The organism is Nocardia sp. NPDC051900 (assembly GCF_044452545.1).
Lineage (GTDB): Bacteria > Actinomycetota > Actinomycetes > Mycobacteriales > Mycobacteriaceae > Nocardia > Nocardia sichangensis.
In genome coordinates this window covers 198,823-219,571 of record NZ_JBITBU010000004.1, presented here as the reverse complement: position 1 = coordinate 219,571, position 20,749 = coordinate 198,823, and the positions used below count along the sequence as shown (strand labels likewise).

General features: G+C 69.5%; 12 protein-coding genes and 1 pseudogene. 3 read left to right on the top strand and 10 right to left on the bottom strand.

Annotation, left to right across the window (positions count from 1 at the left end):
• Positions 1 to 13 precede the first annotated feature (13 nt).
• The 4 genes and pseudogenes from ACIA5H_RS07995 to ACIA5H_RS07980 form a co-directional block, all read right to left on the bottom strand.
• Positions 14 to 985 carry an alpha/beta hydrolase gene (locus tag ACIA5H_RS07995; protein ID WP_397075045.1) on the bottom strand — a complete coding sequence of 324 codons (972 nt, stop codon included), beginning with the start codon at positions 983 to 985 and terminating at the stop codon, positions 14 to 16.
• Between the two features lie 379 nt (positions 986 to 1,364).
• A pseudogene (locus ACIA5H_RS07990) lies at positions 1,365 to 1,586 on the bottom strand (response regulator transcription factor); the annotation flags it as partial.
• A 79-nt stretch (positions 1,587 to 1,665) separates the two neighbouring features.
• A complete protein-coding gene (locus ACIA5H_RS07985; RefSeq protein ID WP_397074717.1) occupies positions 1,666 to 2,874 on the bottom strand; it encodes a hypothetical protein in 1,209 nt (402 codons plus the stop codon).
• Positions 2,875 to 2,924: 50 nt separating this feature from the next.
• Positions 2,925 to 3,308, bottom strand: a complete 384-nt coding sequence (locus tag ACIA5H_RS07980; protein WP_397074715.1) for a hypothetical protein — start codon at positions 3,306 to 3,308, stop codon at positions 2,925 to 2,927.
• A gap of 182 nt (positions 3,309 to 3,490) precedes the next feature.
• Between ACIA5H_RS07980 and ACIA5H_RS07975 the strand changes: the two genes are divergently transcribed.
• A complete protein-coding gene (locus ACIA5H_RS07975) occupies positions 3,491 to 4,306 on the top strand; it encodes an NAD(P)H-binding protein (protein WP_397074713.1) in 816 nt (271 codons plus the stop codon).
• Positions 4,307 to 4,391: 85 nt separating this feature from the next.
• Here ACIA5H_RS07975 and ACIA5H_RS07970 read toward each other — a convergent pair whose 3' ends face one another.
• The 4 genes from ACIA5H_RS07970 to ACIA5H_RS07955 are packed head-to-tail and all read right to left on the bottom strand — an operon-like array spanning position 4,392 to position 8,566.
• A complete protein-coding gene (locus ACIA5H_RS07970) occupies positions 4,392 to 5,480 on the bottom strand; it encodes an ABC transporter ATP-binding protein (RefSeq protein ID WP_355078383.1) in 1,089 nt (362 codons plus the stop codon).
• Between the two features lie 13 nt (positions 5,481 to 5,493).
• Positions 5,494 to 6,363 (bottom strand): carbohydrate ABC transporter permease, encoded by an 870-nt coding sequence (locus tag ACIA5H_RS07965; protein WP_379255504.1) that lies wholly within the window; start codon positions 6,361 to 6,363, stop codon positions 5,494 to 5,496.
• A gap of 43 nt (positions 6,364 to 6,406) precedes the next feature.
• Positions 6,407 to 7,252, bottom strand: a complete 846-nt coding sequence (locus ACIA5H_RS07960; protein ID WP_355078385.1) for a sugar ABC transporter permease — start codon at positions 7,250 to 7,252, stop codon at positions 6,407 to 6,409.
• Between the two features lie 3 nt (positions 7,253 to 7,255).
• Positions 7,256 to 8,566, bottom strand: a complete 1,311-nt coding sequence (locus ACIA5H_RS07955) for an extracellular solute-binding protein (RefSeq protein WP_397074709.1) — start codon at positions 8,564 to 8,566, stop codon at positions 7,256 to 7,258.
• An 81-nt stretch (positions 8,567 to 8,647) separates the two neighbouring features.
• Between ACIA5H_RS07955 and ACIA5H_RS07950 the strand changes: the two genes are divergently transcribed.
• A complete protein-coding gene (locus tag ACIA5H_RS07950; protein WP_379255500.1) occupies positions 8,648 to 9,811 on the top strand; it encodes an ROK family protein in 1,164 nt (387 codons plus the stop codon).
• Between the two features lie 213 nt (positions 9,812 to 10,024).
• Positions 10,025 to 12,055 (top strand): FAD-dependent oxidoreductase, encoded by a 2,031-nt coding sequence (locus ACIA5H_RS07945; protein ID WP_397074706.1) that lies wholly within the window; start codon positions 10,025 to 10,027, stop codon positions 12,053 to 12,055.
• Between the two features lie 41 nt (positions 12,056 to 12,096).
• On the opposite strand, the gene ACIA5H_RS07940 is transcribed toward ACIA5H_RS07945, so the two are convergent.
• Entirely contained in the window at positions 12,097 to 12,630 is a 534-nt protein-coding gene (locus ACIA5H_RS07940) for a PaaI family thioesterase (RefSeq protein WP_379255497.1), read from the bottom strand.
• Between the two features lie 9 nt (positions 12,631 to 12,639).
• A complete protein-coding gene (locus tag ACIA5H_RS07935) occupies positions 12,640 to 20,628 on the bottom strand; it encodes a type I polyketide synthase (protein ID WP_397075043.1) in 7,989 nt (2,662 codons plus the stop codon).
• Positions 20,629 to 20,749: the final 121 nt, after the last annotated feature.

The following is a 20,749-nucleotide window of genomic DNA, read 5'->3' as shown; positions in this document are numbered from 1 at the left end:
CGCGGCCTTCGGCTCAGCGGGGCAGCCCCAGTCCGTCGGCCAACACGGGCCACGAATTCTTCAGCGCTTCCTGCCAATACCCCCACGAATGGGTCCCGGTGGGCTGGAAGTCGTAGATGGCGGGGATGCCGAGGGAGTCGAGGCGGTCGCGCATGTTGTGCGTGCACCAGTTCACCGCGGCCTCGATCACACCGCCCAGCACCAGTTGGTTGAGGTAACCGCGCGGCCCTGGCTGAGCGTAGGCGCCGTTGTAGACGTCGTACATGCCAGGCACTCCGGTTCCCGTGGACAGGAACAGCCGTATACCGCGCAATCGGTCGGCGTGTAGGTACGGGTCGTTGGCCGCCCACATCGGGTCGTCGGGCGGGCCGTACATGTTCTCGGTGTCGCCGCCGCCCCAGCTCTCCACGGCGAGTTTCACGAACTCGCGGCCGATCGGGTCGCTGATCTGCGCGCAACCGCTGTAGGCCGCAACCGCCTGATACAGACCGGGTTTCGCGATCGGCAGCTGGAGCACCGAGGTACCGGAGGTGGACAAGCCCGCGACGGCATTCACCCCGGTAGTGCCGAACTCGGCATCGATCAGCGGTGGCAACTCTTCGGTGAGGAAGGTCTTCCACTTGTACACACCGAGTTTCGGATCGGGCGCGCGCCAATCGGTGTAATAGCTCCAACGCCCGCCCACCGGCTGGACGACGTTCACGTCTTTCTCGGCGAGAAAGCGCAGCACGTCGGTGTTCTTCTGCCAGGTCGCGCTGTCCTGACCACCGCCGCCACCGTTCAACAGATACAACGTCGGCCGCGGCACCGAACGGTCCGCCGGGCGCAGCACCTTCACCATGATGTCCTGCCCCATCGCCGCGGAATGCACCCGCACCTGCACGGTCCGATCGTCCTCCGGCCAGGAACCGGTGATCGACGCGGCATCGGCGCTCGCGGGCGGCGATGCCGCGACCACTCCCGCGGTCACGGCGAACACCGCCATGAGCACGATGAGCGCGTGCCCCGAACAGCGCCGGACTATTTCGATTCTCCTCCGCACGCTGCCCGAATCGGCGGCAGGTGTGGCCGGGAGACCGGTGTCGACGTCGGAACTTCGTTTCATCGTTCGTCTTTCTTCGAGACCGGACCGTGGCGTTCGTCGACCGGCGCCGTCGCAGCTGCTCGACAGGCGCGGAAACTTTGTCAACGCTAGAACTCGACAGGGCGGGTGCACTTCCCCCGTCCGATGGGTCTGGACACCTCACGAAGAGATCAAGATCTCCTTAGGGACGCGATACATTCGTCGCGAATTCATGAGTTCCTCTGCCCTACGGGCACCGCTGACATCCCCGGTATCGAGTGGCGGCGAAACCGAGCCTTGCTCACGACTTTTCTTGCCGGGATTCGTCTATGACCCACACAGCAATCTGAGCGCGGGAATTGAACCCCAGTTCGGTCAACACGTGTTCGACGTGTCCTTGCGCGGTGCGTGGCGAAATCACCGATTCGGCTGCGATCTGCTTGTTGCCGAGTCCCTGCGCAACCAAACCGGCGACCTGCCGTTCACGTTTGGTCAGCTTCGCCGACCGCACCGATGTGAGCGCGGTATCAGCGGCCCGCGTAGTGCTTGCCGCAATAGCGGTTGGGCGGAATCCAACTCACCTCGCCGCCATGCGGCGACGCCTAGCAGCGTTCGTACTGACGCACGTAGGGCTGCGACTCCGGTAAGACGTTGTACCCGGGTGTCTGGCAGCCGCCGACCACGACCTCGAAAAAGGGGCCGTAGGAGTGGACGGGGCCGTTGGGTGTGTAGATCGTGTAGTCGACCGCCGCGCCGGAGCCTGCCAGGTAGGGAAGATGCAGATCGGCGAGTTGTGTGGTCTGCGCGGCGCTGAATTCCGTACCCACAGGGGGGACTACGGTGACGCCCAGTGCGCGGCCTTCGAAGGGCGGGTCGTAGACCGATACCCGAACGAAGAACGGGAAAGGTTGATCGGTCAGGAACCACTGCCACAGGTCGAGTTCGTCATCGGACGGGAAGCGAGGGGTGGGCTCTTGGTGGGGGGTGAGGCGATCATGGGGCCAGGGATACGACCCGGGGCGCCGTTCCGAGTGATTGGTGAACCCGCGCTCCCGCTCATGAACGGTGGATACGGTCCACTGGTTGGATGCCAGTTCGGGGAAGTCCCGGATGATTCGGCGCATCGCCGCGGTGGCGCGGTGAGGTTCGCTCTCGGAGCCCGCTCGGACGTCGATGGCGTTGGTTATGCGGCTCGCGTCACCGCCGCGCGAGGACCAGTGCACTTCGGTGCCGGCGGCCCATAGTCGCGCCCAGCTGTCTGCGGCGTTCGCTTCAGTGCTCACGTCACGGCCGAAAAGCCAGTATGCGGAATAGGTGTCCGCCATCCGGTCGATGGTGACCTCTGTCGGGTCGCCTTGGAAACGCCGCGGAAGCTGTTGAGCGCCCATGGCACTCACCACAGACGCGGCCTCGGCCGGTGTGGCGTCGTCCCTGAGCCGCACGTCGAGTTCGGCGTTGAAGTGTTTGCCCTTGTAGTGCTCGAACCGGTGTGACACGTCGGTCACCCCCGGAAGGGCCCGGATGGCAGTCTCGATCTTGCGTGACCAGCTGTCACGCTCGGCCTGGTCGCGTCCCTGTTCGAAATAGCCATATCCGATCAGCAGGACTGCGGTACCAGCTATCGCCACAGCCAGCACGGCTGCCAATCCCACTATTGTTGCCAGCAGCGGCACTACGCGTTCGCGCAAGATGGTGCGGTGGACACGCGCCGGCACCCGACGATCGGGGTGCTGGGAGGTCCCTCGCTTCGGTGTGTCCGGATCGAAGCGGCCGGGGTCAACGACCTTGCTGCCGGTGCGTTCGGCATCCATCGGTCCTCCTCACGGCGCCTTGGTGTTCGTCCGAAACCTATAGCAGACCATCAGTTCCGGCGCTTTGCCTCATCGTTCCACAGCGCAGTCGGCCGCGAACTGCGACCTACCGCACGCGAGCGTTGCTCGTGCTCCGCTGCATCAGTCGGCTCCGCCGCCGGATCCCATGGATCCGCAGGTTCTTGCAGCGCAATGTGCAACTTCTGCCCTTTCGCGAGCAGGGCGGCCTGGAATCGGGTGCGTGCGCCCAGCCGGTCCATCAGGTCGGCGACATGACCGCGGAACTTGCGCACCGAGACATTCAGCGCACGTGCCGCCGAGTCGTCGGTGTCGTAGCGGGTAAGCGCGCGCAAGACCCGCTGCTCGACGGGTGAGACCGGAAGTTCGTCCAGGTCGCGTGCGCGGTTCCAGATGCCGTCGAAGACTTCCGCCATCGGAGAGGCGGCGGCTGTCGCCGAGGGCCTGTTCGAATTCGGGCTCGGCAGACTCCTCGACGGCATAGGCGTACATCTCACAGCGTGATCCTCCGCCGGATGGAGGGCGAAGGTTGCACAGGGCGTTGCAGGTACCTGCAACGGTCTCACGAAAAACGTTGGGAACTGGAAGGATCAGCGCAATGATTCTCGTGACAGGAGCGACCGGCAATGTCGGCGCTGAAGTTGTGCAAGCCCTGGCCGCGGCGGGCGAGCAGGTGCGCGCGCTGGTGCGCGATCCGCAGCGTGCAGTCGTGCCCCCGGAAGCGGAAGCCGTGGCGGGCGACCTCACGTCTCCGGAGACCCTGAGTTTCGACGGGGTACGTGCGTTGTTCCTGCTGCCCGGTTATCCAGCGGTCGCGCAGGCGGCCGCGAAGGCCGGCGTCGAACACATCGTGCAACTGTCGGGTGTTTCCGCGGGCACCGGCGACACCTCCAATGCCGTCACCCGCTATATGATGGCCTCCGAGCAGGAAGTCACCGAATACGCTGCGGCATGGACCATTCTGCGCCCCTGCGCCTTCGCCTCCAACGCGCTGCGCTGGCTCCCCCAGCTGCGCGAAGGAGACGTGATTCGCGCTCCGTTCCCCGAGGTGCGCACGGCCGCTCTGGATCCGCAGGACATCGGCGCGGTAGCCGCCACCATACTGCGGAACAACAGTCATCACGGCGAAATCCTCTGGCCTACGGGGCCGGAGCCGCTCACGCCCGCCGAGCAGGTCGCGATCCTGGCCGAGGCCATCGGCCGCGACCTCATCTGTCAGGGCCTCGGCGACGAGGAGGCCCGCGCCGACATGCTCCGCACCACCCCCGTCGAGTACGTGGACGCCTTCTTCGACTTCTACGTGAACGGAGCCATCGACGAATCCATCGTCCGACCGACGGTAGAAGAGGTCATCGGCCGCGCGCCACGGACGTTCGGTCAGTGGGCCACGGCCCACGCGGACGCCTTCCGGTGATTCATCCGCGCGGGATTACCGCCGATCGAAGGTACCAGCCGCGACCGGGCGCGACGGCTCCGTACCGCAGTCGCCCCGTGGCGGATCAGTCGAGGTTCAGCAGCATTCCGGTTTCCGGGTCGTACCAACGGCACGCTTCGGGTGGCAGGTAGAGATCGGAGGGGTCGCCCTCGGCCGCACGAAAGCTCGGCGGCGCTTGGACTTTCACGGTCTGACCGCCGACGCGGGTGGTGAGCAGGGTCGAGGAGCCGAGTGGCTCCAGCACTTCGAGTTCACCACGCACCGTCGCGTCCGCGGGGCCTTCGCGCACCACGATGGCCTCGGGGCGGATACCTAGCCGGAGGGCACCGCCCTCGAACGACGACAGCGCCGCGGGCACGGCGAGCGATTGCCCGCCCAGGTCGATCCGCGGCCCGTCCTCCGCCGCGGAGACCACGCCGGTGAGGAAGTTCATCGGCGGGCTGCCGAGGAAACCGCCGACGAATTCCGTCGCCGGGTCGTCGTAGACCTCGGTCGGCGGGCCGCACTGGACGATCGATCCGTCCCGCATCACGGCGACCCGGTTGCCCAGCGACAGCGCCTCGACCTGGTCATGGGTGACGTAGACGGTCGTGGTGCCGAGTTCCGCGACGAGTCGTTTCAGCTCGGCCCGGAACGACAGCCGCAGCAGCGCGTCCAGGTTGGACAGCGGCTCGTCCATGAGCAGCACGTCGGCGTCCATCACGATGGCCCGCGCCACCGCGACACGCTGGCGCTGCCCGCCGGACAGCCGCGCCGGGTAGCGGTCCAGGTACGGGGTGAGTTGCAGCAGTTCGGCGGCCCAGGCGACTTTGCGCCGGATCTCCTCGGCGGGCACACCGTGCACGCGCAGGCCGAAGCCGATATTGTCGGCGACCTTCTTGTTGGGGAAGACCGCGTAGGACTGGAAGACCATCGACAGGTTGCGCCGCCGCGGTTCGAGGTAGGTGACGTCCTTGCCGCCGATCACGATCTGCCCCGAGTCCGGCAGCTCCAGCCCGGCGATCATGCGCAGCAAGGTCGTCTTGCCGCAGCCGGAAGGCCCCAACAGCACCATGAACTCGCCGTCGGCGATCTCCAATGAGACCTCGTCGGTAGCACGCGCCGTGCCGCCGGGATAGGTCTTCACCAGATCCCGGACAATCACCTCGGCCATCAGCGAACCCCTGTCATCTGAGCGTCGTCCCCCACATGTTCACCAGGTAGCGCCGCATCACGAAGATGAACACCAGCGCCGGGATGATCAGCGCGAAGCCACCGGCGAAGCGGTACGCGGTCGACGCCTCACCCAGCGCCGTGAGCACCTGCGCGGGCAGCGTGCGGTGCCCGAGCGTCACGATCGTCGCGCCGAGGATCTCGTTCCACGACAGGACGAATGTGAAGATCGATGACGCCGCCAGACCCGGCAGCGCGAGCGGCACCACGACCCGGCGCGCGGCCTGCCATCGACTGCACCCGAAGACCCGGGCCGCCTCCTCCAGATCCGGCGGCACCGCGACGAAGATGCTCGCCGTGATGAGCACGGTGGTCGGCAATGCGAGCGTGGTGTGCACCAATGTCACGGCGAACACCGTGTCGTACACATCGATCCGCAGGAACACCGTGGCCAGCGGCACCGAGAGCACCACGATCGGCAGCGCGCGCACGAAGAGAATGAAGACCTGGTAGGTGTCTTTGCCGCGAAAAGCATGGCGGGCCAGCGCGTATCCCGCGGGCGCCCCGACCACCAGCGACCAGAACACCGTGTAGAGGCCGACCAGCACCGAGTTGCCCAATGCGGCAAGGGTCCCGGTCGCGCGGAAGAACGAGACCAGGGTCTCGGTGGAGAACTCCTTCGGGACCAGCGACTTCGGGAACTCGTTGAGCGCCTCGCGGGAGGACAACGCGGCGAGTCCGATGAGCACGATCGGCAGCGCCATGAACAGGCTTACAGCAGTGCAGGCCGTCTGCACCCCCACCGCGCGCAGGCGGCGCCTGCGCAGGGGTGCGCGGTCGATGGGTGGCAGCACGCGCCGCGACGGCGCCTCGGCCGAGTTCATCGCGCTCCTCGCCTCCTGCGGCCCTCTGCCGCATGATCACGACTCATCGGGCCTGCTCCGGCTGCCGGACGGCACGCAGGTAGAACACCGCGGTAGCGAGCGAGATCGCCAGCACGATCAGCGAGACGGCGCTGGCGACCGCGGGATTCTGCAGATTCGCGTACCACTCGTAGGTCTCGCCGACCAGCAGCGGAAAGTCCCGGCCGGTCAATGCCTGCGCCACGGCGAAAGCCTGCAGCGCGAGGATGGTCCGCAAGATCAGCGCCACTTGCAAGCTCGGACCCAGCAGCGGCAGCGTCACATGCCGCAGCCGCTGCCACAGGTTCGCTCCGAACACCTGCGCGGCCTCGTCGTAGTCGCGCGGGATCATCTGCACGCCCGCCACCACGATGACGAACACCAGTGACGTCGCGCGCCAGATCTCGGCAACCACCACGGCGAGCAGCATGGTGCCCGCGTTCCGGTAGCCGAGCCACTGCACGCCGTCGTCGGAGAGCCCGATGCCGACCAGCAGCGAGTTCAGGTAGCCGCGGTTGTCGAAGATGGACAGCCACACCAGGCCCGCGGCCAGTTCGGAGATCGCCAGCGGCAGGCACCACAGGTAGAAGTGGCCGCCGGCGAACCGCGGCCGGGCCTGCATGAGCAGCGCCATGGCGACGGCGAGCACCAGTTGGACCGGCACGACGATCGCGATCAGCAGGAGTGTGTTGCGCAGCGCGGGGAGGACGTAGGGATCGTCGAACAGCCGGTCCCAGTTGGCGAGGGTGAATCCGTCGCCGCCACGGAACGCCTCGAGCACGGCCTGCACGAGCGGCCAGCCGAACAGGGCCGACATCAGGACGATCGACGGCAGCAGCAGGATCCACGGGGAGCGTAGACGCGACATCATGGCTCATCCCACCCGGCAGAGCTGTGCGGCCGGGTCGGGCGCCCAGCACGGCACTTTCAGCTCGTCGAGGATGCCTTGCAGCACCCGGGCCTGCTGATCCAGCGTGGCGCGGATATCCGCCCCGTCCAGCACGATCGAACGGAAGCTGTCTTTGAAGACCTTGCTCACCTCACCTTCACGCTGACCCAGACCCACCGGCGGCAACGAGAGAATGGCGCCGGGCGCCTCCTGCTGCTTGCGCACCGCGTCGGCCTCGAGCTGGACGGCCGGTGGCAGGTCGGCGGGGATCGCCGCGTCGACCGCCGGGAAGAAGCCGTTGGAACGAAGCAGCCGCAGTTGGGTTTCCGGGCGGGTGAGCGTGCCGATCGTCCGCTGCGCGAGTTCGGGGTCCGTACTGCCCCTGGGGATCGCGAGCCCGGCGATCACGGCCATATAGCCGAGGCCGTGTGCGCCCCGCGGCGCAGGAAGCATCCGCCAGTCGCGCGGGTCGCGCTCGGGCGCGTGGACCAAGCGCACGACGTGGTCCCACGCCATCCGCGCCTCGCCGCTGTCGAGCGGCTCCTGCATGAAGTCGAAATTCGTGCTCGACTGGACGCAGTTGGCCCACAGCTCACGCAGGTACTGCCAGGCCGTCACGGCCTCGTTCGAGCGGAACGTGGTGATCTGGCCGCCGGTGAACGAGGGCAGCAGGAAGCCCTGGACGAACCGGTGCAGCAGGCCCTTGGGGCCCGCGGGCAGGCCGAGCACGGGGCGATTGCCATTGGCGCGGCGCGCGGCGACGGCCCAGTCGAGGAACTGGTCGTAGGTCAGCGACGCGGCATCGACTCCGGGCGGCAGGTGTTCGAGCGCGTCCGCGTGCGCGGCGAGGAGGTAACTCGCCGTGGCCCATGGGATGTACCACGTACGGTCGGTGCCGACCTTCGCGAGTTTCAGGTATTCCGCCGACCAGCCGCGGGCGCCGAAGTCGGCGAGCAGACCGGTGAGGTCTTCCAGGTAGCCGTCGGCGAGCGGGGCGAGGTCGCCGTGCAGACCGCCGAGCAGACCGATCTTGGTCGCGCCGGCGTCGACCTGGCTGCGCACCTGGCTCGCGAACGGGCTCTCCTCGATGGTCACGTAGCCGACGCCGGGCGCGGCGGCGGCAAGCAGGGTACGGAACCGCTCGGCCTCGTCGGCGGGACGGAACTGGGTGGACAGGAAGATCATGCCGCCGTTGCCGCTGGTCGCGAATCCGGTACAGGCCGCGGCGGACAGGGCCGCCGCGCCGGAGCCCACCGCGCGCAGGAAGGATCTGCGCGTCGAACCGGATACCAGCATGCATGGCTCCTGTTAGGGCACAACGGGTTTCAAGCTTTTGTCAGGTTGGTTAACATAAGTGCGCTGAGAGATATTGTCAATATGCCCGCGACACCCTCCAGCCCCACTTCGCCAGGACATGTGCTCGCCCTGCTGCGCGCCACCGGGCCGCTGACCCGGCTCGAGCTGCAGGAACTCGCGGGGTTGTCGCGGGTGACGCTGACCGAGCGGCTGGAGGCGCTGCGCGGTCTCGGGCTCGTCCGCCACGCGGGGCACAAGGAATCGAGCGGAGGACGACGCGCCGAAATGCTCGAGGTCGACGACACCGGAAGCACCGCGCTCGTCGCCGATCTCGGACAGAGCCATGCCACGCTGGCCGTGGTCGACCTGCGCGGGACGGTGTTCGCGAGAGAGGACCGGCGGCTCCCCCTGCGGCACAGCCCGGCACAGGTCGTGCCGATGCTGCTCGACACGGGACGGAAGCTGCTGCGGCGGACCGGGCGAGCGGAGAGCTTGTGCGCGATCGGCCTGTCGGTGCCGGGCCAGATCGACCACGACAGCGGAGTGACCGTCGCGCCGCCGACCATGCCGGACTGGAACGGCGCTGCGCTGCGCGAACCGTTCGCCGACGCGCTCGGTGTCCCGGTGCTGCTGGAGAACGACGCGAATGCTCTGGCATTCGGCGACTTCCGCGCGCTGGACCGTCCTGCCGCGACCCTTGTCGGTGTGAAGGTGGGGACCGGAATCGGCGCGGGCGTGGTGATCTCCGGACGCGTGCACCGTGGCGTGAGCGGCTCGGCGGGCGAGATCGGGCACCTGCGGATCGAGGGCAGTCGGCAGCTCTGCAGCTGCGGCCGCCGTGGGTGTGTGGCGGCGGGCGCGGGCGGGCAGGCGCTGGCCCGGGAACTGGGCGTACGCACGACGGCCGACGTGGTCCGGCTGGTCGGCCACGGCAGCCCCGAGGCGATTCGCTCGACCGAGCGGGCCGGGCGCCTGGTCGGTACCGTGCTCGCGACGATGGTGTCGATCGTGAATCCGGCTCATGTCCGCGTCGGCGGGGCGATCGGGGTGCTGCCGCCGTTTCTCGAGGGGGTGCGGCGCGGCGTCGAGTCGAACGCGCACCCGAGCGCGTTGCGCGATCTCGACCTCGGCCCCTCGCGGCTGGGTGAGAACGGGGCGTTCGTGGGGCTGGCGGGTCTGGTCGCGGACGAGATGTTGTCCCCGGCGACCGTGGACGCGATGGTCGCCGCGCGACAGGAGGTGTGATCCGCTGCGGGCCTTCCCGGCGTATGCGCTCGGCACGGCGGGTAGCGAAGCCGTGCCCGGCGCTTGGTTCGCGGTGGCGGCGAAGGCGGTCGAGTCGGAGGTTGCCGGGTTGTCGCCCTCAGAACACCCGGTTGTCCGTATCGGGCCGTACATCGCAGATGGCATGCCGCGCCAGCCATTGCGGAGGTGGGTAGCTACCGTTAGGTTCATCCCATGAGTTCCGCCTTTCCGCATTTGCTGTCGCCGATCGAGCTGGGGAGGGTGAAACTCCGCAACCGAGTTGTCATGGGCTCCATGCACACCGGGCTGGAAGATCGGGCCTGGCACATCGACCGGCTGGCCGCGTTCTTCGCCGAACGCGCACGCGGCGGCGTGGGGCTGATCGTCACCGGCGGCTACTCCCCCAGCCGCGACGGATGGCTGTGGCCGTTCGCGTGCGCGATGCTGGACGAGACCGACGCCGAGCGGCACCGCGTGATCACCGACGCCGTTCACGAAGCGGGGGGCAAGATCGCGCTGCAGATCCTGCACGGTGGGCGCGATTCGAACATCCCCACCAATCTGGCGCCCTCGGCGGTGGCGTCGCCGCTCACCGCGTTCGAACCGCGGGCGTTCACCGAGCAGGAGATCGAGACCACGATCGCCGATCACGTGCGCTGCGCGCGGTTGGCGCGGCTGGCCGGATACGACGGCGTCGAGATCATGGGCGGCGAAGGCTTTCTGATCAACCAGTTCCTCGCGCCGCGCACCAACACCCGGACCGATCGCTGGGGCGGGTCGGCGGCGAACCGACGGCGGTTCCCGGTCGAGGTCGCCGCACGGACCAGGGCCGCCGTCGGCGACGACCTGCTCATCATGTTCCGGATGTCGCTGGCCGAATTCGTCGAGGACGGGCAGACCTACGCCGAGATCATCGACCTGGCGAAGGAACTCGAAATCGCCGGAGTCGACGTCATCAACACCGATATCGGCTGGCACGAGTCGCGGGTGCCGACGATCGTCACCTCGGTGCCACGGGCCGCGTTCGTCGGATACACCGCGGCGCTCAAGGAACATGTCTCGATTCCGGTGTGCGCGTCGAACCGGATCAACATGCCCGAGGTCGCCGAGCAGATCCTGGAGCGCGGCGAGGCGGACCTCATCTCGCTGGCCCGCCCGCTGCTGGCCGATCCGGAATGGGTGAACAAGGCCGCCGGATCGCGGGTGGACGAGATCAACACCTGCATCGCGTGCAACCAGGCCTGCCTGGACCACACCTTCACCCGGCAGACCGTGTCCTGCCTGGTGAATCCCCGCGCGTGCCACGAGACGCTGCTGCAACTGCTGCCCACCAGGCGCGCCAAGCGCGTCGCCGTCGTCGGCGCCGGTCCCGCCGGGTTGTCGGCCGCGATCGGCCTGGCCGAGCGCGGGCACCAGGTGGAACTGTTCGAAGCCGAGGACCGGATCGGCGGACAATTCGACCTCGCCCGCCGCATCCCCGGCAAGGAGGAGTTCGACGAGACGATCCGGTATTACCGGCGCAAACTCGAACTCACCGGCGTCACCGTGCATCTGAATGCCCGGGCCACCGCCGAACAACTCGCCGCGGTTGGCTGGGACGAGGTGGTGCTGGCCACGGGCGTGCGCCCTCGAATTCCCGCGATCCTCGGCATCGATCACCCCATGGTGCTGTCCTATCCGGAACTGATCCGGCAGGAGAAGCCCGTGGGCAACCGGGTGGCCGTCGTCGGTGCGGGCGGAATCGGGTTCGACGTCGGCGAATTCTTGACCGCGGTCCACCAAGGCCCCCTCGCGCTCGACGAATGGCGCGACGAGTGGGGTGTCACCGACGACATCCACGCTCGCGGCCAGTTGCGAACCCCTCGGCCTGCCAGGGCGATCCGGGAAGTGACCTTGCTGCAACGCAAGTCGGGGCCGTTCGGACTGACCTTGGGTAAGACGACCGGCTGGATCCACCGCGCCGCGCTGGACGCGCGCGGAGTCGAGCAGATCGGCGGGGTCAACTACGAACGGATCGACGATCGCGGACTGCACGTCAGCTTCGGTCCGCAGCGGCAGGCGCCGCGAGTGATCGAAGTGGACAACGTGGTGGTGTGCGCGGGCCAGGAATCGGTGCGCGACCTGTACGACCAGCTCGAATCCCGAGGTGTGCGGGTGCATCTCATCGGCGGCGCCGACGAGGCGAAGGAGCTCGACGCCAAGCGCGCCATCCAGCAGGGCACTCAGCTCGCGGCCGAACTCTGAATCCGCACGGCCCGGGGACCTGGTCCCCGGGCCGTCGGAATTCACCCGTTGCCGCCGCCCATCCGGACGAACGTGGCGGTCGCGGTCGCGTAGACCTTCCCCGCGGCATCGACGAGACGGCTCTCGGCGGTGGCCGTCGTCCGGCCGACGTGCACCGCCTCCGCGACCGCCTCCAACGCCCCCTGGTTATGCGAGACCCCGCGCACCAGATTGGACGTCATGCTCACCGTCGTGAGCATGGACTTGTCCTGCACCGACAGTTGCACCGCACCCCACATCGCGACGTCGAGCACCGTGCCGACCACGCCGCCACCGACCACACCGAGGAAGTTCACATGCCGCTCGTCCGGCGTGAGGCGCAGCGTCATCCGCCCCGGCGCGGCGTCGACGACCTCGATGTTGAGTAGTTTGGCCAGTGGCGGCAGCGGCAGTTCGCCGGTACGGATGCGCTCGACGAGTTCGTCCCTGGTGAGCTGGATCATGCCCAGCACGGCGATGCCGGGGTCGTCCCACTCCAGGTGCAGCGAGCGCACGCCATCGGTCACTTCGATCGTCGACACGTCGTCGGGTGTCATGGCCTTCCTCTACTTTCCGCTGATCTGCTGGTCGATGAGAGCGAACAGTTCGTCCGCCGTGGCGGCCGCCTCGACGGCGTCGCGGCCCTGATCGGCGACCGGCGCTGGCTCGGGCGCGGGTTCGTCGATGGCGTCGGTCAGCGTCGCGCGGATCCGCTCGGCCAGCCGCGCCTTGTCCTCCTCCGACGGCAGGGTCGCCAGCAGCGCGGCGAGCGCGGCGATCTGGTCATCGATCGCCGAGGTGGTCGCGGTCGCTTCCCATTGCGACCGCAGCAGTTTCGCCACCGCGCTCACCGTCGGGTAGTTGAACACCAGCGTCGAGGGCAGTCGCGTGCCCGTGCCCTCCGACAACCGGTTGCGCAGCTCGACGCCGCCGAGTGAATCGAAACCCATCTCGTTGAACGGAGTTTCGGGATCGATCGCCGTAGCGGACTGGTATCCCAGCACCGCCGCGGCGTGTTCGCGGACGAATCCGAGCACCAGCGCGTCGCGTTCGTCCTCCGGCGCGGTGGCGAGCAGGTCGGCCAGCAGTCCGCCGGTGGCGGTTGCGCTGGATACCCGGCGGGCGCGGCCGACGACCAAGCCGCCCAGCACTTCGGGCAGCAGCCCCGCACGCGCCTGCGCGGCCAGAGCGGACTTGTCGAACTCGACGCAGGCGACCATGGCCGCATCCGTGGCGAGCGCGGCGTCGAACAGCGCCGTACCGTCGGAGTCACCGAGGATCCGCAGACCCATACGCTCCAGCCGCGCCAGCGCGGCCCGGTCCATTTCGGCGGTCATGCCCGTGTCCTGGTTCCACAAACCCCAGGCGACCGACAAGGCGGGCAGCCCCTGCGCTCGCCGGGCCTGCGCGAGCCCGTCGAGGAACGCGTTCGCGGCCGCGTAGTTGCCCTGTCCGGGCGATCCGAGAATCGCCGCGGCCGAGGAGAACACGACGAACGCGGCCAGGTCGTGGCCCCGGGTGAGCTCGTCCAGGTGCAGCGCGCCGTCGACCTTGGGCGCGAGTACGCGATCGATCCGCTGAGCGGTCAGCGTCTCGATGGTGGCGTCGTCGATCAGGCCCGCGGAGTGGATCACCGCCGACAGCGGGTGCTCGGTCCCGATCGACTCGACCACGGTGGCCAAGGCCGCGCGATCGGCCACGTCGCACGCGGCGACCCGGGTGTGCGCACCGAGCCGTTCCAGCTCGGCGATCAGTTCCGCGACACCGTCGGCCGCCGTGCCGCGCCGCGACACCAGCAGCAGATGCCGGACGCCGTGTGCGGTGACCAGGTGCCGCGCGATCACCGCGCCCAATCCGCTGGTTCCGCCCGTGATCAGCACCGTGCCATCTCCGAACGCGCCTGTGCTGCGGACGTTTTCGTGTTCTTCGGTAGGTACGTCGCCATAGGCCAAGCGTGGGAGGTATATCTCGCCCGTGCGGACCGCCACTTGGGCGTGCCCCGATTCGAGCACGCCGAGCACCGTCGCGGCGTCCAGGTCTCCGTCGTGGTCCAGCAGCACGATACGACCCGGTTGTTCCGATTGTGCGCTGCGGACCAAACCGGTGACGGCGGCGGCGGCCAGATCGACCGGTTCACCGTTCAGGCCCGTCGCGCGGCGGGTCGCCACCACGAGGCGAGTGTCCGCCAGCCCCTCGAGCGACAACCAGGATCGCAGCAGCTCCCAGGCGGTGCGGGTCGCCTCCCGCACCGTCCCGGGCTCGACCGGGTCAGCGGTGGCCGCAGGTCCCTCCGGGAGCGACCAGACGACGATATCCGGAACCTGTTCGGCCGCAGCGACTTCCGACGCATCGAGGTAGTGACGGCCGACCCCGGATACCCGCGCCTGCCCCATCGTCGCCACACGGTCGGGCACCGCGCGCAGCGCGGGTAGCTCCGCGCGCGTCCAGCTCAGCGTCAGGGGTGCCGTACGGCGTCCCGCATGCACCGCGCCCAGCGCGTCGGCCGCGATCGGACGTGCGGAGACCGCATCGATGCGCGCGACGAGCGAGCCGGTGTCGTCCGCGATGTCGATCGTGACCTGTCCCTCGGCATCCCGGACGACGCGAACGCGCGCCGCGGTGACACCGGAGCGCCACAAGCGCACACCGGTGAAGGAGAAGGGCAACGGCACCTGCCCGGCGGGCAGGTCGCCGATCAGCTCGCCGAGCGCCGCGTGCAGGCATGCGTCCAGCAGCGCCGGATGGATGCCGAACGGAGCCGCCGCGACGCTCACGGATTCGTCGAGGGACACCTCGGCGAAGGTCTGCTCGCCGCGCGTCCACAACGCGGTGACGCCCTGGAAACCGGGACCGTAGTCGAAGCCGCGCTCCGCCAGCCGGTCGTAGAGCGACCCGTCCGACGGCTCCGCGCCGGACGGCGGCCACACCGGTTCGCTCCACACCGGCGCGTGGTCGTCGTCGGCGGTGGTCAGGACGCCGCTCGCATGCCGCACCCACGGGTCCGTGCCGTCGGACTCCCGATCGGCCGCGCGGGAGTGCACGGCGAATACGCGCCGCCCTTGCTCGTCGCGCGCCCCGACGCTCAATTGGAGCTCGATCTCGGCGCTCGCGGTGAGCGGCAACGGAGCTTGAAGCAGCAATTCGCCGACCACCCCGGCGTCCACCTGCGTGCCCGCGGCGAGCGCCATCTCCGCGAAGGCCGTCCCGGGCAGCAATACCGAGCCGAACACCGCGTGGTCGCCGATCCACGGCTGGGTGCGCGCGGAGAACCGGCCGGTGAACAACCATTCGTCCTTGCCCGCGACCGGCACCGCGCTGGTCAGCAGTGGATGGCCGAACGAGCCGGTCACCACTTCGGGAGCCGGTCGCACCCAGTACCGGCGGCGCTGGAACGCGTACGTCGGCAATTCCACCCGTGCGTCCGCTCCGGGCAGCAGCGACCGCAGCCGCACCGGTGCGCCTGCCGCGAAGGACTGGGCGAGGAGCGTGACGAACTGGGTCACCTCGTCGACCGAACGCCTGGACGAGGCCGCCACCAGTGACTTCGCCGCCACTTCCGGACGCTCGGCCAAGCATTCTCCGGTCATCGCGGTGAGCGCGGCGTCCGGTCCGACTTCGATGAAACGCCGCACCCCGGAGTCGAGGAGGCTGCGCACCCCGGGCGCGAAGCGCACACAGCCGCGCACCTGCGCCACCCAGTAGCCCGGATCGCGTATTTCGTCGCCGGCCCGCGTGCCGGATACATTCGACACGATCGGCACGGTGGGCTCGCGATAGGTCAGTCCCTCCGCCACCGCGCGGAATTCCTCGAGGACGGGTTCCATCAGCATCGAATGGGACGCGTGGGAGATCCGCAGCAGGGTGTGCTTCCGTCCCGCCTCGGTCAGCCGCCGCCGCATCTCGTCGACGGCATCGGCGTATCCCGAGAACACCACCGACTCCGGACCGTTCACAGCCCCGATCGCGAGCCGGTCGGCGAGACCGCTGAGCATTTCCTCCGCTTCCGTCTCCGACACCGCGGCCGCCAGCATCGCCCCGCCGGCGGGCGCCGCGCCCATCAACCGTCCCCGCGCCGCCACCAGCACGCAGGCGTCGGTCAGCGACCAGACCCCGGACACGTAGGCCGCGACGAGTTCGCCCAGCGAGTGACCCGCGAGCACGTCCGGTAGGAGACCGTACGACTCGAGCAGCCGGAACATCGCCACCTCGAAAGCGAACAACGCGGGCTGCATCCAGTCCATCCGGTCCAGCACCCCGGCCTCGTCGGTGAACATCACCTCCCGCAGGGAACCCCCGAGATGCCGGTCGAACTCGGCGCACACCTCATCCAGCGCGGTCGCGAACACCGGAAACGCCTTATACAGACCGGCACCCATGCCGACTCGCTGCGCGCCGCCACCGGTGAAGAGGAAGGCCGTCGTACCCGGCACGGCCGGTGCCTCGACCGCGTGCGGCGACGTCGTTCCCGCCGCCAGCGCGGCCAGCCCGGCGAGCAGTTCCTCCCGATCGCGGCCGACGACCACGCCGCGGCGATCCAGCAGCGCGCGCGAGTCGAGCAGGGCACGCGCCACCCGCCTCGGGTCGATCTCCGGCGCATCGGCCAGCCAGGAGCGCAAGCGTTCGGCCTGACCGCGCAGGGCTTCCGCGGATTTCGCGGAGACCACCAGCGGTACCACGCCGCCCGCTACCGGGCCGGAGTCCGCCGCCGGTCGCTCGGCACGCGTGGACGGTGGCGCCTCCTCGAGGATCACGTGCGCGTTCGTGCCGCTGATACCGAACGACGACACCCCCGCGCGTCGTATCCGGCTGCCCGAGGTCCACGATTCGGCGTCGGTCAGCACGCGCACCGATCCGGCCGTCCAGTCCACATGCGGTGAGAGCTCCTCCGCGTGCAGGGTTCTCGGCAGCATCTCGTGGCGCAGCGCCTGCACCATTTTGATCACGCCGCCCACACCGGCCGCCGCCTGGGTGTGGCCGATGTTGGATTTGAGCGAGCCGACACGCAGCGGACCTTCCGGGCGGCCCCGGCCGTAGGTGGCGAGCAACGCCTGTGCCTCGATCGGGTCGCCCAGTGTCGTTCCGGTGCCGTGCGCTTCCACGGCATCCACGTCCGACGGCCCGAGCCCGGCATCGGCCAGCGCCGCCGCGATCACCCGCTCCTGCGACGGACCGTTCGGCGCGGTGAGACCGTTGCTGGCGCCGTCCTGGTTCACCGCGCTGCCGCGCACCACCGCGAGCACGTTGTGGCCGAGTCGCCGTGCGTCCGAGAGCCGTTCGACCACCAGGACGGCCGCGCCCTCCGCCCACGCCACACCGTCGGCGGCGGCCGAGAACGATTTGCACCGCCCGTCCGGCGCCAGTCCGCGTTGGCGGGAGAATTCCACGAACACCGTGGGCGTGGCCATCACCGTGGCACCGCCCACCAGGGCGAGCGAACTCTCCCCCTGTCGCAGCGCCCGGCACGCCACGTGCAGTGCCACCAGCGAGGACGAGCACGCCGTATCCACCGTCATCGCGGGGCCTTCCAGACCGAGCGAATAGGCGATGCGTCCCGAGACCACGCTGGCCGCCGAGCCGGTGCCCACGTAGCCTTCGGCCTCGGGTCCCGCCTTGCGGGTCAAGACCTCGTAGTCCTGGTACATCACCCCGGTGTAGACGCCGGTGTCGGTGCCACGCAGCGACGTCGGATCGATGCCCGCGTGCTCGAGCGCTTCCCACGACACCTCCAGCAGCAAACGCTGCTGCGGGTCCATCGCGTTCGCCTCCCGCGGGCCGATGCCGAAGAACCCGGCGTCGAAATCGGCCGCGTCCGTCAAGAACCCGCCCTCTTTCACGTAGGAGGTTCCGGTGTGTTCGGGATCGGGATCGATCAGGCGGTCGAGATCCCAGCCGCGATCGGCGGGAAACTCGGAAATGGCGTCGGTCCCCGAGGCAACCAGGTTCCACAGATCGTCCGGAGACGCGACTCCGCCGGGGTACCGGCAGGCCATGCCGACGATCGCGATCGGTTCGTCGGCTCGCGCGCGCTTCCGCGTCGGGCGGACGCCCTGCCCCGCGCCGTCGATCCGGGAACGCAGCAGCCGGGCGACCGCCGCGGACGTCGGGTGATCGAAGGCCAGCGTCGACGGCAGACGCAGACCGGTGGCCTTGGTGAGGCGGTTGCGCAGGTCCACCGCGCCCAGCGAATCGAAGCCCAGTTCGCTGAACGGCTTGTCGGCCTCGATCTGTTCGCCCGTGGCGTGTCCCAGCACCTCGGCGACCTGATGGCGCACGAAATCCAGCACGATCGCGTCGTGCCGGTCCGGTGCAGCCGACGCGAGCAGCTCGGCCAGGTCACCGCCGCCCTCGGCACGGCGCGGTACCGCTACCAGCGAACGCAGCAGCGGCGGCAGCAGATCCGCGCGGGCCTGCGCGGACAATGCCGCGGTATCGAAGTCCACGGCGGCGACCAGCGGCGTCCCCGCGCCCGCCGCCCGGTCGAACAGCGCGAGCCCGTCGGACTCGGCCAAGGGGCGGAAGCCCATGCGGGACAGACGGTCCAGGCCGGCGCGTCCCAGTTCGGCGGTCATCCCGCCGCTCTGGTTCCACGGGCCCCAGGCCACCGAGACCGCGGGCAGGCCCGCCGCGACGCGCCGCCGGGCCAGCGCGTCCAGCACCGAGTTCGCGGCGGCATAGTTGCCCTGGCCCGCCGAGCCCAGGACCGCCGCGATCGAGGAGAACAGCACGAACGCCGACAGATTCCGGTCACGGGTGAGTTCGTCCAGGTGTAGTGCGGCGTCGACCTTCGGCGCGAACACCCGCTCGATCCGGTCGGGCGTGAGTGCGTCGAGCGTCGCGTCGTCCAGGACGCCGGCGGCATGGACGACGGCGGTCAGCTCCGGACCGTCGGCCAGCTGGTCGAGCAGGGCGCGCACCGCGGCGCGGTCGCCGACGTCGCAGGCCAGTACCCGCGGCCGAGCACCGAGTCCGGCTAGTTCGGCCACCAGTTCGCGCACACCGTCGGCCCGTTCGCCGCGGCGTGACACCAGAACGAGATCCCGCACACCGTGGGTCGCGACCAGGTGCCGGGCCACCAGCGCACCCAACCCACCGGTCCCGCCGGTGATCAGCACCGTGCCTCGGTCCAGGGTGACGGCCGCGCCGGGCGCGTCGTCACGCCGGGCGAGCCGGGGCGCGACCAGTTCGCCGCCACGCGCCGCGAGCTGCGGCTCGTCGGTCGCGAGGGCCGCCGAGATCAGCTCGGGCCCGATGACCGCGTCGCTCTCGGCGTCCACCAGCACGATCCGGCCGGGATGCTCCGACTGCGCGCTGCGCAGCAGGCCCCAGAGCGCCGCGGCCGCCAGATCCGGATCCTCGGCGGGCAGTCCGGCGCCGTTACGGGTCACCGCGACCAGCCGGGTGTCGCCGGACTCGGGGAGGCGTAACCAGGACTGCACCGCCGCCAGCGCGGTGTTCACGCTCCGGCGCACCCGGTCGGCCTCGGTGCTGACGGCGTGCCCGGGACCGGACTCGGCGAACCACACCACGGCGTCGGGCTGCACGCGGATGTTCGCTCCCGGGGCGGGGGTACCTGCGGCCGCTACCAGCGCGGCCATATCCGAATAGTGTTCCTCGAAAGCGGATTCCGACGGTCCGCCGACCGCCGCCAGCCGCACCGCGCCGGACCCGGCGCCGGAAGCCACTGTGGCCCACCGCACGTCGTAGAGACGGTGGGGTCCGGCGGAGCGCGCGCTGCGCACCGCGTCGCCGTCGACCGGCCGCGCCCGCAGCGCATCGATCGTCAGCAGCAACGCGTCGGTATCGTCGCGGAGCTCTACCCGCGCCCCTTCGGAGCCCGTCCGCCGGATCAGCACGCGTGCCGCGCTCGCGCCACCGCGATACAACCGCACGCCGGTGAACGAGAACGGCAGCGGCGCCTGGTTGTCGGCGAAATCAGCGGACAATAGGTCGACGGCGGCGTGCAACGCGGCATCCAGCAGTGCGGGGTGCACGCCGAAGCGCGAAGCGTCCGAATCGGTCTCGCCGAGCCGCACCTCGGCTACGACGGAGTCGCCGCGGCGCACGAACCGGCGCACGCCCTGGAAGGCGGGTCCGTAGTCGAGACCGCGGGCGGCCAGTTGGTCGTAGAGCGCCGCGCCGGTGGCCGCGTCGTCGTCCTGGAACGGCTCGTCCGTATCGGCGGGCGCCGCCGCGTTTGCCGTGTCGGGAGCGAGTACACCGCGGGCGTGCGTGGATCCGGCGGTCGGGTCGCCGACGGCCCGCGAGGCGATGACGAAGCGCCTGCGCCCGGCGTCGTCGGGCGCTTCGACACTGATCTGGATATCTACTTCGGTTCCCTCGTCCAGCCGCAGCGGCGCCTCCAGGACCAGCTCGTCGATCGTCCCGGCATCCACTCGCGCGCCGGCTGCCAACGCGAATTCCACGAACGCGGTCCCGGGCAACAGCACCGTGCCGAACACCGTGTGATCGGCCAGCCACGGCTGCGACGTCGTGGACAGGCGACCGGTGAACAGCCACTCGTCCGTACCTGCCAGGGCCAGCGCCGCGCCGAGCATCGGATGGTCCATCGCCGTCAGTCCGGCGCGGCCCACATCGCCGATGCCGTCGGTCGGCGGCAACCAGTACCGCTGACGCTGGAACGCGTAGGTGGGCAACGGGACCCGGCGCGCCGGCCGA

Coding starts and splice junctions, on each gene's coding strand:
- ACIA5H_RS07995 (WP_397075045.1), bottom strand. CDS start 985: ATGGCGGTGTTCGCCGTGACCGCGGGAGTGGTCGCGGCATCGCCGCCC.
- ACIA5H_RS07985 (WP_397074717.1), bottom strand. CDS start 2,874: ATGGATGCCGAACGCACCGGCAGCAAGGTCGTTGACCCCGGCCGCTTC.
- ACIA5H_RS07980 (WP_397074715.1), bottom strand. CDS start 3,308: ATGGCGGAAGTCTTCGACGGCATCTGGAACCGCGCACGCGACCTGGAC.
- ACIA5H_RS07975 (WP_397074713.1), top strand. CDS start 3,491: ATGATTCTCGTGACAGGAGCGACCGGCAATGTCGGCGCTGAAGTTGTG.
- ACIA5H_RS07970 (WP_355078383.1), bottom strand. CDS start 5,480: ATGGCCGAGGTGATTGTCCGGGATCTGGTGAAGACCTATCCCGGCGGC.
- ACIA5H_RS07965 (WP_379255504.1), bottom strand. CDS start 6,363: ATGAACTCGGCCGAGGCGCCGTCGCGGCGCGTGCTGCCACCCATCGAC.
- ACIA5H_RS07960 (WP_355078385.1), bottom strand. CDS start 7,252: ATGATGTCGCGTCTACGCTCCCCGTGGATCCTGCTGCTGCCGTCGATC.
- ACIA5H_RS07955 (WP_397074709.1), bottom strand. CDS start 8,566: ATGCTGGTATCCGGTTCGACGCGCAGATCCTTCCTGCGCGCGGTGGGC.
- ACIA5H_RS07950 (WP_379255500.1), top strand. CDS start 8,648: ATGCCCGCGACACCCTCCAGCCCCACTTCGCCAGGACATGTGCTCGCC.
- ACIA5H_RS07945 (WP_397074706.1), top strand. CDS start 10,025: ATGAGTTCCGCCTTTCCGCATTTGCTGTCGCCGATCGAGCTGGGGAGG.
- ACIA5H_RS07940 (WP_379255497.1), bottom strand. CDS start 12,630: ATGACACCCGACGACGTGTCGACGATCGAAGTGACCGATGGCGTGCGC.
- ACIA5H_RS07935 (WP_397075043.1), bottom strand. CDS start 20,628: ATGCTCGGCGCGGCGCTGGCCCTGGCAGGTACGGACGAGTGGCTGTTC.